This is a genomic window from Vulcanisaeta moutnovskia 768-28, from assembly GCF_000190315.1.
GTDB classification, from domain to species: Archaea; Thermoproteota; Thermoprotei; order Thermoproteales; family Thermocladiaceae; genus Vulcanisaeta; species Vulcanisaeta moutnovskia.
In genome coordinates this window covers 343,320-358,930 of the sequence record NC_015151.1, presented here as the reverse complement: position 1 = coordinate 358,930, position 15,611 = coordinate 343,320, and the positions used below count along the sequence as shown (strand labels likewise).

At 39.2% G+C, this 15,611-nt stretch carries 17 protein-coding genes; 11 read left to right on the top strand and 6 right to left on the bottom strand.

Translation table 11 applies throughout. From position 1 onward, the window contains the following. Positions 1-5 precede the first annotated feature (5 nt). Positions 6-596 carry a YbhB/YbcL family Raf kinase inhibitor-like protein gene (locus VMUT_RS01960; RefSeq protein WP_148224629.1) on the top strand — a complete coding sequence of 197 codons (591 nt, stop codon included), beginning with the start codon at positions 6-8 and terminating at the stop codon, positions 594-596. Here the strand turns inward: VMUT_RS01960 and VMUT_RS01955 are convergent. Beyond that, positions 593-1,249 carry a transcription factor gene (locus tag VMUT_RS01955; protein ID WP_013603746.1) on the bottom strand — a complete coding sequence of 219 codons (657 nt, stop codon included), beginning with the start codon at positions 1,247-1,249 and terminating at the stop codon, positions 593-595. The two genes, VMUT_RS01960 and VMUT_RS01955, sit on opposite strands and share 4 nt — an antisense overlap. A 141-nt stretch (positions 1,250-1,390) precedes the next feature. On the opposite strand from VMUT_RS01955, the gene VMUT_RS01950 reads away from it, so the two are divergent. Together VMUT_RS01950 and VMUT_RS01945 are read left to right on the top strand one after the other, a co-directional pair. Next, positions 1,391-2,131 (top strand): phosphoribosyltransferase family protein, encoded by a 741-nt coding sequence (locus tag VMUT_RS01950; RefSeq protein WP_013603745.1) that lies wholly within the window; start codon positions 1,391-1,393, stop codon positions 2,129-2,131. A 51-nt stretch (positions 2,132-2,182) separates the two neighbouring features. After that, positions 2,183-3,568: a glycosyltransferase family 2 protein gene (locus VMUT_RS01945; protein WP_013603744.1), complete on the top strand. Its 1,386-nt coding sequence runs from the start codon at positions 2,183-2,185 to the stop codon at positions 3,566-3,568. Here the strand turns inward: VMUT_RS01945 and udg are convergent. From udg to VMUT_RS01930, 3 genes are all read right to left on the bottom strand, one after another. Beyond that, the gene (gene udg, locus VMUT_RS01940) at positions 3,563-4,207 is read right to left on the bottom strand and encodes a type-4 uracil-DNA glycosylase (protein WP_013603743.1); all 645 of its coding nucleotides are present in this window, start codon (positions 4,205-4,207) and stop codon (positions 3,563-3,565) included. The genes VMUT_RS01945 and udg overlap by 6 nt on opposite strands. A gap of 71 nt (positions 4,208-4,278) precedes the next feature. Further along, entirely contained in the window at positions 4,279-4,482 is a 204-nt protein-coding gene (locus VMUT_RS01935; protein ID WP_013603742.1) for a chromatin protein Cren7, read from the bottom strand. Positions 4,483-4,707: 225 nt separating this feature from the next. Then, the gene (locus VMUT_RS01930) at positions 4,708-5,163 is read right to left on the bottom strand and encodes a 30S ribosomal protein S6e (protein ID WP_048056812.1); all 456 of its coding nucleotides are present in this window, start codon (positions 5,161-5,163) and stop codon (positions 4,708-4,710) included. Positions 5,164-5,294: 131 nt separating this feature from the next. Between VMUT_RS01930 and VMUT_RS01925 the strand changes: the two genes are divergently transcribed. Next, the gene (locus VMUT_RS01925) at positions 5,295-6,674 is read left to right on the top strand and encodes a YeeE/YedE thiosulfate transporter family protein (RefSeq protein ID WP_013603740.1); all 1,380 of its coding nucleotides are present in this window, start codon (positions 5,295-5,297) and stop codon (positions 6,672-6,674) included. 55 nt (positions 6,675-6,729) lie between these two features. Continuing rightward, on the top strand, positions 6,730-7,020 hold the full coding sequence (locus tag VMUT_RS01920; protein WP_083805461.1) for a hypothetical protein: 291 nt from the start codon (positions 6,730-6,732) through the stop codon (positions 7,018-7,020). On the opposite strand, the gene VMUT_RS01915 is transcribed toward VMUT_RS01920, so the two are convergent. Beyond that, a complete protein-coding gene (locus tag VMUT_RS01915) occupies positions 6,998-7,738 on the bottom strand; it encodes an exodeoxyribonuclease III (RefSeq protein ID WP_013603739.1) in 741 nt (246 codons plus the stop codon). The genes VMUT_RS01920 and VMUT_RS01915 overlap by 23 nt on opposite strands. Before the next feature lie 33 nt (positions 7,739-7,771). Next, the gene (locus VMUT_RS01910; RefSeq protein ID WP_013603738.1) at positions 7,772-9,457 is read right to left on the bottom strand and encodes a long-chain-fatty-acid--CoA ligase; all 1,686 of its coding nucleotides are present in this window, start codon (positions 9,455-9,457) and stop codon (positions 7,772-7,774) included. Between the two features lie 134 nt (positions 9,458-9,591). On the opposite strand from VMUT_RS01910, the gene VMUT_RS01905 reads away from it, so the two are divergent. Genes VMUT_RS01905 through VMUT_RS01880 form a run of 6 tightly spaced genes read left to right on the top strand, consistent with a single transcriptional unit; the run spans position 9,592 to position 15,610 of the window. Further along, the gene (locus VMUT_RS01905; protein ID WP_013603737.1) at positions 9,592-10,401 is read left to right on the top strand and encodes an MBL fold metallo-hydrolase; all 810 of its coding nucleotides are present in this window, start codon (positions 9,592-9,594) and stop codon (positions 10,399-10,401) included. 42 nt (positions 10,402-10,443) lie between these two features. Continuing rightward, positions 10,444-11,115 carry a hypothetical protein gene (locus VMUT_RS01900; protein WP_013603736.1) on the top strand — a complete coding sequence of 224 codons (672 nt, stop codon included), beginning with the start codon at positions 10,444-10,446 and terminating at the stop codon, positions 11,113-11,115. 31 nt (positions 11,116-11,146) lie between these two features. Further along, positions 11,147-12,274, top strand: a complete 1,128-nt coding sequence (locus VMUT_RS01895) for a DUF4129 domain-containing protein (protein ID WP_013603735.1) — start codon at positions 11,147-11,149, stop codon at positions 12,272-12,274. Then, positions 12,258-13,322: a hypothetical protein gene (locus VMUT_RS01890; RefSeq protein ID WP_013603734.1), complete on the top strand. Its 1,065-nt coding sequence runs from the start codon at positions 12,258-12,260 to the stop codon at positions 13,320-13,322. The genes VMUT_RS01895 and VMUT_RS01890 overlap by 17 nt, the downstream gene beginning before the upstream one ends. Positions 13,323-13,357: 35 nt before the next feature. Then, a complete protein-coding gene (locus VMUT_RS01885; RefSeq protein WP_048056811.1) occupies positions 13,358-14,311 on the top strand; it encodes an AAA family ATPase in 954 nt (317 codons plus the stop codon). Between the two features lie 6 nt (positions 14,312-14,317). Beyond that, a complete protein-coding gene (locus VMUT_RS01880; protein WP_013603732.1) occupies positions 14,318-15,610 on the top strand; it encodes a DUF58 domain-containing protein in 1,293 nt (430 codons plus the stop codon). The last annotated feature ends 1 nt before the right edge of the window (position 15,611 follow it).

Here is a 15,611-nt window from a genome sequence, read left to right as displayed (position 1 = left end):
TGAATATGAGGATTGGGTACGTAATAACCGCGTTGATTCTCGCCATAGCCATAGTAATGGTGGTCCTACTCATAGCACCAACCAGGCATGAGGAGTCCTACATAACAATAGGCCTCGTTAAGGTTCCAACGAATGTGCCTAGGATAATCGTGAGCTCAGTATTCAGCAATGGCTCCCAAATACCTATTAATTACACGTGCAGTGGCCTAAATTACTCAATACCACTGTACATAAGTAATGTACCAAGCAATGCTAAATCCCTCATGGTAATAATGGAGGATCTCAACGCACCTGGTAGTGTCTTCATCCACTGGGTCCTTTATGACGCGCCACCCAATATAACGGAATTGCCTCAGGGCATCCCAGCTCAATACTACGTTCCTGGCATTGGTTACCAGGGCATTAATGATTTTGGTAAGGTTGGTTATGGTGGGCCATGTCCACCACCTGGTCCTCCGCATGAGTACGTAATAATAGTCCTGGCCTTAAACAGGGAGTTACTACCATCGAGTGAGAGTGATTTTGACTTGGTAAGGTCTGTTAATGTGGGTGATGTTGTTGGTTATGGAGTTTTAATTGGGTATTATGGTGGTTAGGTCAGCCCAATTACCTTCTTAATACTTTCGAGCTTTCTCTTTAATTCTTCATTCTCGACCTTTAACCTATTATTCTCATTCGTTAATTCCTTAACCTTACCTGCTAATTCATCTCTCTCCCTCCTCAGCCTATCAATCTCCTCAGAGCCAGCTCCTACTGTAATACCAAGCTCCTTACACTTCTCAGCAACCCTATCACTCCTTATCCAATAAATAACCTGGGTAGACTCCTTATTCCACTTAAGCTCTCCCGTATTGATGTTAAGTTCGAGCGTTGTTGATACTACAAAAACATCGCCACGTTCAAGCTGATACTTAGGAACCACCTCATCAAAGAACCACCTCTTCATTGACTCAAAGACCTCATTCAACGAATCCTTAAAGCCCTGGGAATTCCTAATATTATTAAATAATTCGTTCGCCTTATCCTCAGGGAATTGTGACCTAAGGCTACCACCAATAGCTCCAAAGAGAAGCCTAAAGAAGTCAGGTCTACCCTCCCTACCGTACTTGCCAAATAGTCTTGCAGCCGATGTCTTACCCGTAACCCACTTAATCTTCAGAATATTACCCTTAACGAGCTCCGCCGATACACCTCCTCTCTCAATCTCCTCCTCACCCCCCGTTTCCTCCCTTCTCTCCTCACTACTCATACATTAAATAAATAACTATTTTCCAATAAAAACCTTTCACTACATGACCATTAGTAATATACTTAACTTTATCGTGACTATATGATCTATGGAGCGTTTTACCAATTAACTTTTTAAACAATTGTTTAAATAATTAATTAAATGCGGTTAGGTAGGAGACTTGCTAAGGTTGATGAACAGATGGAAGCTGTTGAGCTAATAAATACTGCTAAGTCTATTTATGATTTATCATATAGAGAATTATCACAAATACTGGAAATACCAGAGAGTCTCCTCTGTAGGTATGCGAATGGTGATTTATTACCATCATTGGATACGGTAAATGTAATAAAGGAAAAACTGAAACCAATGCTTGATTTAACTGAGGTTTTGAGGAAGAATGTCATTGTTAAGGATGGATTTGTCGATTTAAATAACGTTTTATTTAATCCGCACATCCTTAGACTTTATCAAAGAAGAATTAAGGATACATTCTCGGAATTACCAATAAATAAGGTATTAACTGCAGCAACTGATGGAATACCTCTCTCGGTAATGGCATCCTACGCGTTAAATGCTAAGTTAGCCATTGCTAAGCAATATAAGGATATTGCCTCTGAGGATTTTTACGAAGTTAGTTACATAGTTGACTCACCACCACGTAGAGTATCCCTATACCTACCGAGACATTTACTTGAGAGGGGTGATGATGTTTTGATAGTTGATGACATTGTTAGGACAGGAAGAACATTAAGTGCATTGATTGAAATAATAAATAATGCAGGGGCTAGGCTTGCAGGCGTATCTGTACTTATTTCAATGAGCAAGTCATGGATTGAGAAATTAAGGGATAAGAATATACATATAGATGTCATTCTGGATCTAAGTGATATAAAAAGTTGAAATAAAAACAAAGAGGATAAATTATTAAGTTATTATTATAATGCCCGCATAATGGTCATTAATTACAGGGTAATAATCGTAATAATGTATCTCGTAATAACGATAATGTCATTTTACCCGATAATATATCAATTAATCATTATTAAGACAAGGACTAATAATCACAAAAATAAACCAAATAATGAACACGCAAGTATCATGAAAAGGATATTTTTAGTGATCCCTGTTAAATCCGAACCACTTGACTTAATAGAACTCTCAATGAAGAGGCTATCTTCCTTACGTACGGAGCTTAACGTAATTTACATTCTTGATAATTATGATAATGAAACCATAAGCATTATAAGGACGTTAGGAAGTAAGTATGGATTTAGGGTAATTCATAGGGAAAAGCCGAGTGGATATAAGGGTGGCGCATTAAATTACGTAATTAAGAGATTGGGGCTTAGTGATGATGATTATATGCTGGTACTTGATGTCGATTCAATACTTAATAATGAGGCTATTACCGAGCTTATTAGTTACGTTGATTCAGCAAGCGCTGTTGTCCCTCATTGGATTGCCAGTAATAAGAACGATTCACTACTGGCACGTGGTCAATGGATTGGCTACTTACTCTTTTTCAGGGTTTTTAAGGCTCTTGATAATTTAATTAACTGGGTACCAGTACTTGGTAGTGGCTCCTTGGTGAGCATTGGTGCCCTAAGGAAAACTGGTTATTGGCCTGAGGATGTTCTCGAAGACGTAGAACTTAGTGTGAGGTTTTTTATTAATGAATTAAGGATCATGTATGCTGATAACGCATTCATTGAAGTGGAGGTTCCCGTTAATTATACCGGCTTTCTTAAACAACAACTTAGGTGGAGTTTTGGTGTGGGTAGAGTTATTAGAAAATATCTTTGGCGGGTTTTACGTAAAAGGCATGGCATCACAGTATCTCTTTATTTAGGTCAGTACTTTGCCTACGTTCTTCAACTAATATCAATATTAATACTTATAATAATGGATATTATTGGCATGAGCATACCATTGTGGGCATTTGTCGCGTTATTAATAATCATAGTACCGTCATTATCGATGTATTTATACTCCCTACTCAGTCTCGATAAGGAATACGGTGGTAATCCCCTTAAGGATGCATTTGCAGTAAATAGTGCTAACTTGGCCTTCATAATGGCCCTACCTAAAATAGCCATTGCAAATTTAATGGGTTTATTTAATATTGGTAGGATTGAATGGATACCGACACCAAAGGGCTCCCGTAAATGGACCAAGGAAAGCATTAATTTATTCCCAGAATACTTAATGACAATCTTAGTAATTTCCGCATTAATTCTCTCCATAATGCATGTGGAATTGATAAACACACTAATCACCTTACCGTACCTGGCTGGGTATGTAAGAGGACTGTGGAGAATACTTAATGGAACCCTATGAACCTAAATAATCAAGTATACCGCCTCCCTTGTCCTTATTAATTATTGCCCTAATCTTCCTTAAATCATCCTCAATAACACCCCTGAGCTTTGGATTATACAGAGCAGCAGCTGGATGATATGTTGGGAGCACCTTAACATTCAGATCACCAAGTCTTACATTAAACACCTTACCCCTAATACTACTTATGTTCGATACTGATTTCTCCGGATAACCAGCCATCACGAGGATCTCCCTAGCACTATGTCTTCCAAGGCAAATAATCACTTGGGGCTTAATCATAAATATTTGAGTAATTAAGTAAGGTTTACATGCCTCAATCTCATTAGGTTCAGGATCTCTATTACCAGGTGGTCTGCACTTAACAATGTTCGTTATATAGACCTCCTCCCTCCTAATACCCACGTTACTTAGTAACTTAGTTAATAACTGGCCAGCAGCACCAACGAATGGTCTACCCTCCTCATCCTCCTTTTCGCCCGGTGCCTCACCAATTATCATGATCCTGGCATTTAAAGGTCCTTCACCAGGGACAACCCTCTTTCTCGTTGTATGCAGGTCGCACTTAGTGCAGCTCAGCATTAGTTGCACTAATTCATCGTAATCTGCAACGTTTATCCTAAGTTTAATAAGATCCATGTGAATCCCTTCGTAGAAATTGGAAATAATTGATTTTTAATTTTTGAGGCAGATGTAATGTTATTGTATTATTAGGCCATTATATTTCCTTGTTCATCAACCTTAGCCACAACCTTCCTAACAACCTTACCAGTGGGAAGCCTGAACAACGCCATTACGAAGCCCTTCCTACCCTTAGGCTGCACCTTCCAAACCTTCGTTGGCTTAAGCTTGTACTTGCTCCCCTCATACTCTACTTCATATTCTTTCTTTGCCAGGTCCTCTAGCTTAACCATACGTTGTCTAGTCTGTAACGCGGGTTTATAAATATATCGCTTTAGAAAGAATCATAAGAATAAAACGAAAAAGAAACGAAAAACAAAAACAATAAATAAGACAAATATAATAAGGTATTATTTCATCTATAAAAATTATATTCATGCCATAGACCTTAATGTATTATTTTCTATTTTCCTTAAATAAAGAAAACAAATGCTAGTAAATAAAAACTAAAGCAGTTTTTACTGTTGTTTTTCCTCAGCCTTCTGCTCGCCACCACTTAATTTCTGAAGTTCCTTGTCGCCGAATAATATGACCGGCCCCTCTTTCCAATCCTTCGGGTATACAAGGACCGCGTTTACCTGGACTATTTGATCACTTATCGTGTTACCTCTAACAAGCTTCCTCTTCCTCATACCGCGCTTCTCAGGATGATGACCAACACCCTCACGCATTAGCAAGTACTTCTTAACAGCACCATCAATATTTGGTAACATTGGAGCACCATCAACGCCACTACCACCTGTAATCCTAATCTTAAAGCCAGGCGGTAACTCAAAGACCTCCTTTATTACCCCACCATCAACCTCATCACCAATCCTCAAACCCACAAACCTCTGGACAACAGGATCCTTAACCTCCAACTGCCTAGCCCTCCCACTCATTGGATCACTAAGCACGAGTTTGAAAGTCGGCATTGAACAAACCGTAGAAAAAGCATATTAAAACACTTCTATCGTGAGTATGAAGTAGAAACTTTACTGTTAATGTCAAATCTTTGAATAAAAAGTCTTTAAATATAGGCTAAAACAGCACTCTTATGACCAATATGGGTAACAACAATTACCTAAAGATTCAGGTGGGTACTCCAAGCCTAAGACCCATGTGGATAGTTGCATCAATACTACTCCTAGGCGCATTAGCAATGTTAATAGGCGGTGTCATTATGCAGTTAGTTTATCACATATATCTGGCTCCTCTATGGGTTGGTATATTTGCCGGAATACTTCTATCAATACCTTTAGAAATTTGGGACTTCTCTAACCCAGATGTCATAATTAGAGCTATTACTCTAAAGGATAGACTCTTAATGGTATGTTTTGGTTTGGTAATTGGTGTTGGTGCAATACTACTTTATGCGTTGAATCTGTTTGTTCCCGTGTTACACTGGGGTATTAAGGCATTCTTTGTACCTGGAGTGGTAATTGGCGGTTTGATCTTCGGTATTGGTGTTGCCATTGCTGGTTATTTCCCAGGGACAATTTGGATAGCTCTTGGCCAGGGTAGGAGGGACGCTGTTTACGCAGTAATTGGTGGTTTACTTGGTGCTTTGACCTGGTCACTAATATTTGGGCAAGCTAGGTACTTCTTTTGGAATACCCTTAATTTCGGACCAATAACGTGGCCTACCCTCTTTGGTCTATCAACGAAGGTTGACGAACTTATAGTGGCTATAGTGTTTGGTATATTAATGATTAGTATGTGGCTGTTTGTGCCAAGGAGACAGGGTGGTAAGGCGTGTGTACTGCATCTTACGGGTAAGACCAAGGAGGTTATGCCTCTTGAGGATGAGATTAGCGAGTTTAAGGAGGATTATCCCAAGATACCTGATTATGTCATTGAGGCTGTGTCTGTGCAGCAGCCTCGTTCGTCAAGGATAATATTTGCGCTGGCTTTTGACTTTACGCTGGTTGCCGTTGCTGTGATTGTGCTTAGGCAAATATTTGGTGAATCAACGACCTACGCATGGATATGGTCACAAATACTTTACTTCCTAAATCCACACTACGCAGCTAGTCTGCCATACTTCCAGCTATTTGGTGGTCTTAAGATAGTCAATGGAGTACCTGTTGATAAGCCATTTAGTGAAATTGGTTGGGAGCCATTTTCTGACTTAGGTACTTTCTTAGGAGGCTTAATATCGTCGGTGTTTATAACGAGGAGATTCATGGCATTCAAGCCGTGGACACCCCATATCTGGAGAAATAGGTTTGGAAATACGCCAGGACTTAGGGCCCTAGCATCATTCATAGGTGCTTACTTAGTACTATTCGGTGCTAGGATGGCTAATGGCTGCGCTAGCGGACACATACTGAGCGGAAACCTTCAGATGGCTGTTAGTAGCTTTGCATTCTTCATTGCGGTGATAATTGGCGCAATAATCACGGCATACATACTGTACGGCTTAAAGCCCTGGACCTCAAGGTAATTGCACAAGTAATGTAAAATTCCCTTTAAAAGTAACTAATTTTCCGAATTTCATTGTGATCTTAAGGTTTTATAAGAGAGGTTCTGATTATTATGTTGAGGTTAACGGCATAACAATTAAGGTTAATGAGCTAAGGCCCATTGACTATTTATTAATTGCATTAGTCTATGGACTTGGTGTTCGTTATATCGATAAATACGGCGTTGACGAACACATAATCAATTGCGAAATAATTAATGATGAAATAAAGTGCAGCGCTTACTGTAGTGGATCTGAGGATGAATGTTTCGTGTATAGGTTATTGTTACGTGGTGGTTTATTGCTTAAGTGCTTACCTCAATCATGACTGGCACGTGGTCAGAACCCTCTATATTCGTTAAAATCTCAGCTTTCCTAACCTTGCTCATTAATTCCTTACTAACTATGCAATAGTCAATTCTCATTGCTCTCCATTTCTCCCTGTAACTATGCCATGTATAGACCTTGGCATTTGGATGAAGTTCCCTAAATGTGTCGATATAACCTGACTTAAGGAATTGATTAAGCCAAGCCCTCTCCTCAAGTGTCAGTCCAGGGTGTTTCTCATCCCAAAATGAGGAGTCGATTTTATCCCTAGCTATATTGAAATCACCACACATGATAATTGGTTTTTTACTCCTTAGGTTAGCTAGGAATTTCTCAATGGCGCCGCAGAAAGACAGTTTGAAGTCTAAACGACTAAGGTCATCACCAGCTCTTGGGAAGTAAGTATTAACTACGTAAAAATCATTGAATTCCACCGTGATTATCCTACCCTCAGAATCAAGCTCGTTAATTCCAATGCCCTTAATAACTGAGATTGGATGTATCTTAGTCAACGTCATAACACCTGCATAACCCTTCCTTATGGCAGGAAATGGGTATGCCTCATAGCCCAAGCCTATTATTGTTAATGGTATGTCTCCAGAACTACGAATTTCCTGAAGCAAGACCATATCGTAATTATCCATACTTAGTAACTTATCGAGTGAACTCTTCCTCATTATACTCCTTAAACCATTAATATTCCAGGAAACTATTCTCATTATTAAAATTAATGAATGACAAGATTTAAGCACTTACCTACTTAATACTTCCTTATACTGATCCCTAAGTATCTTCTTATCAACCTTACCAGTACTCGTTAGTGGTAGTTCCTTCACGAATATTACCTTGTCTGGTATCCACCATTTTGGTATTTCGCCTTTCTCAACAAACTGCATTAGGTAGTTCTTGATATCATCCTCAGTCAACCTACTCTCATAACTGGGCTTAGGCACTATGATGGCTATGGGCCTCTCACCCCACTTCTCATGGGGTACGCCGACAACTGCCACGAGATTAACACCTGGGTGCGTACTTATTATATCCTCAAGCCTTAGGCTTGGTATCCATTCCCCACCGCTCTTAATCACGTCCTTAAGCCTATCAGCAATCTTGACATAATTATCAGGGAACCAGACAGCTGCGTCGCCTGTGTGGAACCAGCCATTACGCCAGGCATTCCTAGTCTTCTCAGGATCACCAATGTATTCTCTAAACAACCACGGAGACCTCACAGCAATTTCGCCAATCGTCTTCCCATCCCTTGGAACATCCCTATCCTGCTCATCAACAACACGCAACTGAACAAGAGGGATCACGATGCCCGTCCTCAGGTAAATCTCATTCTTCTTCTCAGGAGATAGGTCCTTATGATCAGGCCTTAAGTACGCTATAGTTAATACGGGGGCTGTTTCGGTTAAACCGTAACCACTAATTACTGTCATACCCCTGGCCTGGGCAGCCTTTAATAAGCCCTCTGGAAGTGCGGCACCACCGACTATGAACTTTAACCTGCTTAGGTCATATTTTGGTGAATCTGGATGATTAAGTATGTTATAGAGTATTGTCGGAACGCCGGCACTAAAGGTTATTCCCTCCTCATGAATAAGCCTTAATATGTGACCCCAGTCAAAACGTCCTGGATATACAACCTTCTTATGGCCATTAAGCATGGTTGACCATGGCCAACCCCATGCATGCACATGGTACATGGGCACTAAAACTATAGCCACATCATCTTGTGATGCATTCACTGGTGGATTCTTTACGGCCAATGCAGTAGATAACGTGTGTAATACGAGACCTCTGTGAGTGTGGTATCCTCCCTTTGGTGGTCCTGTTGTTCCTGATGTGAATAGCATCGTTGCTGGTGTTCTTTCATCAATCTCAGGGAATTCCCTCAGTGGTTCATGCTTGAGCAAGTCCTCATAAGGAATCATCCTAACACCATAATCCTGGCTAGGCTGCTTACCCCTATCACTCATGTAAATTACTGCCTTGATACTCTTTACATTATCAAGAATGGGCTTTAGTAATGGCTCAAAGTAATCAATATTTACTACGAAGACTTCAGGCTTTGCAACACCCATTGTGTATATAATCTCCTTAGGTGCAAGCATAGCGTTGACTGTGAATAAGGCAGCACCTATACTCGGGATCGCATAGTAGAGATCTAGGTACCTAAGCGTATTCCACTCGAGGACAGCAACCTTACTACCCAACTCCCATGCCTTGCCAGGCCTTAGGCCAAGGTCCATTAACGCAGCTGCAACCCTACGAACCCTATCGGCAAATTGAGAAAATGTAACCAAAACCCTAGAACCACCTGGAGGCCAATAAACAATCTCATTATTGGGAAAGGCCGTAACGACATAGTCAAGTATCTTATCCATTGTTAATTGAAAGTCATAGAAAAAGGACTTAACTTCACTAACCGTCATGTCAAGAAAAACAAATCATAAACTTAAAAATCTACCCAATATAAAACATATATAAAAACAACTGCAAAATAAATATTACTATGCATAAATACATAGGATAAAACTTAATTACTAAGTTAGTTATTGAATTGACTATGAAAGTATCAATACTTGTGGATAATTATGCAACACAATTATCCTCATTAAGCAGGAGACTGCTGAGCGAGTGGGGATTCGCAGCGTATATACATGATTATAGAATACTATATGATACAGGACTTACAGGAACAGCCTTACTAAATAATATGAAGGCACTGGGCATAGACCCTAATGAACCTGAGTACTTAGTGATTAGCCATAGACACATTGACCACACTGGCGGCGTTAAGGCATTCCTAAACGCCAGGTCTAGACCAATAAAGATGATCGCTCACATGAATCTATTCACAAAGGCCTACGCCACTGGTGAGGGTGGTAAACTCGAGGACATAAGTGTAGACTTCACGAGGGAATACTTGGAGAGTAAGGGTGTGGATTTAGTAATGATTAAGGAACCCTATAGAATAACCAATGAAGTGATGGTCTCGGGTGAAATACCGAGGAAGTGGGGGCCAAGTCATACCGGTGCTGTTACAGATGAAGTACTTGATGATATGGCACTTTATATGAATCTCCAAAATGGTTTAGTAACCATTACGGGCTGCGGACATTCAGGAGTTGAGAACATTGTGGAGTATGGATTTCAGGTAACGGGATTGAACAAGCTTTACGCAATTATTGGTGGTCTACACTTCATGGGCTTACCTGACGAAAGAATCAAGCAAGTAACTAATTACTTAGCCGGTAAATCACCCAGTGTTATAGTTGGGACTCATTGTACGGGCATTTTAGGCATTGCTGCGTTATATAATGCTTTGCCCAAGGCAACCAGACTTGGTGGTGTTGGTTCTATTATTGAGCTTTAATAATACTTTAAATGCATCGCCCTTTAAAAATACTGGGGAGAGATGGCAATTGACTTCCTGGAGCACGGAATTGGTTATATTCGTTGGTCATTACTTATAATATCTGCTGATACGATTACTCTAACGTTATTATTATTTTTATCATTATTGATTACGCCTATGGCTGCTTATGTATTCACCGTTATAATTTCATACTTTCTTCTCATATCCACGGTAATACCATACGTGTTGATAGTATTATTCTGGCTATTAGGTTTTAGAGACTTGACTCGATACAGCAGGAGGTATTTAATTGGGTTTATTGGTTCTGTCATAACCACGAGTTCCTACTTCATAAACATTGCCTACATGGGCTATCTCATGGCTAATGAACTTACAGGTAATGCCTTAATTCCTCAACCAATAATGCTGGAGCCCCTTATCTTAACCTACAATAAATACTTCATAGTATTCTCGCTTTACCTGCCATTACCAATTTTCGCATCACTAATCCTGGGTGTCCTTGGATCTGTATTAAGTATGCTAGCCCTTTATAGGTTGGGTGGTGATTTCAATGTGACGAGAACTAGGATTAGTGCTTTAATTAGTATTGTCGGTATTCTAACCATAGAGACACCATTAATTGGTGGATTACTTATTAGTATAGGTACAGCATTACTAACGCTTAACCTAGGTAAAATACTTAGTGAATTGAGCAAAGTAGAGAGCTACTAAGTATTTTAAATAAGGATGTTAAGCAAGTGATGTGAATAAATCGGCCATCTTAGTATTAATCATTGGACTACTAATAACATGGTTATTGACATCCTCAATAGGTACATTGATTAAGATAAATGAATCAGGCAGCTCACAGGGAACTAACTCACTAAATATTCACATAAATCTTCCACAACCTGCCATTACACTACCACCAATAAACATAACAATAACTCAACACATTAATGGAACTAGTGGTACAGAATTATATGTACCCCTAATACCATTACCAATAATAATGCCAAACATACCAATTAATATAACAAAATACTTGGAGTTAAATTTAAGGTCACAACCAATAATGACAGGCGGAGCCCAAGACACATTAGGCTCACAGGGAGGCTCAGGAAGTAACCAACAATATACGAACACTGTAATAACACCACTAAGGATATCACCAATCCTAATAATAATAGTGATAATCATTGCAATAATCATAATTAGTACGGGATCACTAACAATCATTAGGAGGGAATCCCAGGAACATGCACAGGTAAGAGGCATTAATGAGAGCATGGCAATGAAACTAAAGATGAACACCAACAGAGGTAATACTGAACTTATTAATTCATTGCAAAGCATTGATTTAATGCCCGGTGAGACTGTGAGAACCATGAGCGGTTGGGGCGGTAGCGCAATAATAGACCTACCAATACCCAAGGACCTACCCCTAATTTGGAGCCCTAATATACCATTACCTATAGCGGTCAGGGAAAACCCTGTAATAACAGTGTCAGGATCAGGAATTCTCAGGAATGGCTCATTAATAATGCCCTCAGTAGGTTGCTATGGCTTAAGTGTTAGGCTTAATGATAATAATGAGATGATGTTCATTAGGGCCAGTAATTATAGGGATGATGTTATTAAGTTTATCAGATTGAACATGGGAAATTTCGCCATTAAGAACTCAGTAACAATTAGAGAGGCCTTTAGGCAGTTAATTAATGAAGGAATCATTGCTAATGACAATGACTCTATTAATAGGATTATCAAGTTATTTGAGGATGTAAGGTATGGACTTAAGGATGTTGATAGGCATGATTATGAGGAATTCCTTAGGGCTTTAAGCAGGGTCTTTAAGAACGCCAGGGTGATTGTTTGTGAAAGCTCGGCATGAATCATTTATTAAGTATGTAATCACGTATGTAATCCTAGCGTCATTAACCCTATTATTACTTCCTTTAAGATCTGTCGGTATCTATGTAATTATGATATTAATACTACCATCAACGGCCTTAATAACAACGATTCTAATTAGTGACTTTGTTAAGCATCGTAATGCGTTTATCGCAGATATTCTCAAAAGATTAGTAGCGCCCTCGTTATTTATATACCTATTAATCGGCGGATTAACCTCAATACTGGTTCTCGATTATAGGGCATATTCATTAGTTATTAATTACCTGATGAACTTCCTGGCATTATTAATAATTGGTACAATAATAAATAGGTACTCCACACGACGTATGGTTGAGGAAAGAAACTCAGAATTATTGTTTAGATATCTATCGTACTTCTTCATATTCCTTGGCTTAGGATATTTATTCGGCGCCGTGTATTTACCATTATTTTACCCATTTGCTGCAACATCCATTATTTATCTACTTCTTACCCCCGTAATAATGATTAGGAGCCCTAGAATTGATGTTAGAAGGATTGTTGGAAATTCACGATCATTAGCTCTCGCGGCTTTCGGTATTGGCTTACTGTATTCATTACTTTCAATTACAAAACCCACCACATGGAATACATACATATTAATTGTCTTTATAGTCATCGCCTCCATAGCCATAATATACGCAGGTTATAGACTATACATCAGTGGATTAACTGTACTAGAGAATGTTGAGGAGGAACTATATGAGGTTCACAAACGTGAAATTAAGATAGTCCCATCACCGGAATACTCACTTTTTGAAGAGGCAGTGAAGGACTTTGTGGCCAATGGAAAGAAGGATAAATTAATTGCCTATTTAGTTCATGAACTAACGAACGATGGATTAGATTACGAGGATATTATTGATAAATTAAGCAAGTTGATTAACTATTCCAGTATAGCAACGTGTAGGAAAATCAGTAGGAGGATTATTGAGATGGAGATTAGGGATAGGATTGATCTCGTTAACGAATTACTAAATGAATTATTAAGCAGCAAAAATACTTAATTTAGCTCCTCTCTTACAACCCAGTAGGTTTAGTGATGAGTAAGGTAGGTATTGATTACGTCACGGAGAGAATTAGGACCGTGATTAATGAGTTAATGAGGTATTTCGTCGGTGATGAGGAAGTTATAATAAAGATCATGGCGTCAATAATCGTCAATGGCCATGTACTTATTGAGGACGTCCCAGGTATTGGTAAGACCTTCCTCTCAAAAATGCTTGCCAGAGTTCTTGGTCTTAAATTCAGCAGAATTCAATTTACACCTGATTTATTACCGAGTGATATAATAGGTACTAAGGCATGGAGACCTGACAAGGGTGACTTCGAGTTAGTACTCGGACCAATATTCGCTAATTTTGTCCTTGCTGATGAGGTTAATAGGGCTCCTCCTAAGGTTCAGTCCGCATTGCTTGAGGCTATGCAGGAGGGCCAAGTAACAATTGAGGGCGAGACCATTAAGCTTCCACAACCATTTATTGTAGTTGCCACACAGAATCCTATTGAACTCGAGGGAACATACCCACTACCAGAAGCACAACTGGACAGATTCATGATAAGAATAAGGCTTGGTTATCCAAGGGATGAGATTGAACTACTTAAGAGAAGAATTTCATGGCGTAGTAATGACCCAACACCTCAAGTAAGGACCATATTAAGCGGTGATGAATTACTGATTATTAGGGATTTCATAGAGAATAATATTATGGTTAGCGATGATGTTATGAAGTATATAGTAAGTTTTAATGTGATTAGGAAAGACCCTAGGGTGCTTGCAGGTCCTAGTCCTAGAGGCTTAATGGCATTAATGAGCATAGGTAGAGCCATTGCGGCAATTGAGGGTAGGGACTACGTAATACCCGATGATATAAAGAGAGTTGCTGTTGAAGCCCTTAGCCATAGGATAGTACTTAAACCCGAGGTTTCCCTAGAAGGCGTTAGTGGTGAGGACATTGTTAGGGAATATGTTGAGAAGATTCCTGTGCCTAAGTGATTATTAATGAAAGAGACTTCAAAAATACCCTTACTCCTTGTATTACTCCCAATAGTAATGGCGGCAATTGCGGCATTAACGGCATCTAAACCATACATGCTCTCCGTTCTATTTCCACTAATCATAATAGTAATAGCCCTGAGCCTAGGCGATAAGCCAACAATATTATTATCGCTTAGTACTGATAAGAATGTAATGTATGTGGATGATGAGCTGAATATTGAATTGAATGTAATTATACATGGCGGTTTTGGTCTATTAATAGTTAGGGCGCCACCAATCCCTAATACATCCATGGCAGAGGGTTTCGAATTGGTTAAGGGTAATAATGTACACATGGTTTTTAAGGGATTCAGTAACGTGAATAGAAAATTTACATACACATTAAGAGCCGTTAAAAGAGGCAATTACTCACTGGATAGTATTGAATATACTTATTATCATATGCTTGGAATTCATGAACCAATTAAGGGCTCAATTAAATTAGAGAGGGATGTCCAAGTCATACCTAAGATCAAAATAGTTAGGAGAGTACTTGGGATAGTTAAGCCGAGGCAAGGATTACCTAGATACCCACCGTCAAGACTTGGGCCGTATTCCACGGAGTTTAAGTCCGTAAGGAACTATGTTTCTGGCGATCCCTATAAATTCATTAATTGGAAGGCTACAGCAAGGAACCCAGGGCATAAACTCATGGTTAATGAGTACGAGAGAGAAGGACTCAGAACAACTATAATATTACTGGATGTGGGTTGGTGGATGAGGCATGGTACCGTGGAGGAAAACCCCCTTGAATATGGAATATCGCTAGTTCTTTCCTTAAGCAGGGTTTTACTTAGGTATGGTTATAATGTTGGCTTATGGACAATACCAATAGGACCAAGAGTAATACCAAGCTCTGGAATGGCCCAATACTATAGATTACTAAGAGAGTTAATGACAATAAGAGCATTACCCATTAAGGGTTATGCCATGGATTTAGCATTATATAGATTAATTCAGGAAACAGATCCTGCACTGATTATAGTAACTAACGTGAATAAGGAAAGCATTAGTAGGCTTAACGACACCATTAATCAATTACCAACAAGGGCCTTAGCAATTGACATAGTACCTGAAACAATATTAATGAGAAATCTAATAAAAGGAACGCCTTGTGCCCAATGGGTTATTAGAAATAGGACGAAGATTTATCTAGCATTACCAAAGAATGTTAAGGTAATTACCTGGGACCCTGCTTGCGAAGGTATTGGCTCATTAATCGCTAAAATATCAACATACCTAGGCAGGTGGTTATAGG